Source organism: Segeticoccus rhizosphaerae, assembly GCF_009192725.1.
Lineage (GTDB): Bacteria > Actinomycetota > Actinomycetes > Actinomycetales > Dermatophilaceae > Segeticoccus > Segeticoccus rhizosphaerae.
In genome coordinates this window covers 1-733 of record NZ_VOHR01000668.1, presented here as the reverse complement: position 1 = coordinate 733, position 733 = coordinate 1, and the positions used below count along the sequence as shown (strand labels likewise).

Here is a 733-nt window from a genome sequence, read left to right as displayed (position 1 = left end):
CCCGGTCCTGGGACGGCGAGGGGCCGCCGCTGCGGGAGGCGCGCGAGGCCCTGGCCCAGCTGCGGCTGCGCTTCCCCCAGTGGCCGATCGTGCTGCTCGGGCACTCCATGGGAGGGCGGGTCGCGTTGCGGGCGGCCGGCGAGCCGGGGGTCTCCAGCGTCCTGGCGCTCGCGCCGTGGCTGCCCGAGGGCCCGCCCGAGCCGGTCGACCAGCTGGCCGGCAGGAGGGTGCTGGTCCTGCACGGCGGGGCGGACCGCATCACTGACCCCGACGCCTCGGCGCGCTACGTCGCACGGGCGCAGGCGGCCGGGACGGACGCCCGGTTGCACCGCCTCGACGGCCTGGAGCACACGATGCTGTGGCGCCCGGACGTGTGGCACCGCTTGGCCGGGGCCTTCGTCGCCTCGGCCACGTCCTGCTGACCGGTGTCCGGTCAGGAGGGCGGCGTGGCCAGGCGGGGGAGGAGGGCCTGTGCGAGCTCCAGATCCGGCGCCAGGTCGCGGTCCTCGAGGCCGGCGGGCAGGTCGTCACACAGCCGGAGGGTCTCGCCGAGCCGGTCTCGGAGGACGACGCCGCGCAGCCGCAGCGCGCGGACGGCGGCGACGAGCTCGGTGGCCAGCAGCTCGGCATACGCCTCCAGGACGCCACCCTCACCGCCGAACCGGGCCGTGGCGACCGGTGCCATCCCGGCCAGGTCCTCGACGCCGAGCGACCCCGCGGCGGTGAGCACACC

At 77.5% G+C, this 733-nt stretch carries 2 protein-coding genes; one reads left to right on the top strand and one right to left on the bottom strand.

The features are described 5' to 3' along the window. Positions 1–422 (top strand): alpha/beta hydrolase (locus FRW57_RS22405; RefSeq protein ID WP_162529484.1); only part of this gene is annotated, 422 nt, incomplete at its 5' end. Between the two features lie 11 nt (positions 423–433). On the opposite strand, the gene FRW57_RS23750 is transcribed toward FRW57_RS22405, so the two are convergent. Beyond that, positions 434–733, bottom strand: a 300-nt coding sequence (locus tag FRW57_RS23750; protein ID WP_238999553.1) for a hypothetical protein, incomplete at its 5' end; no start/stop codon positions are given.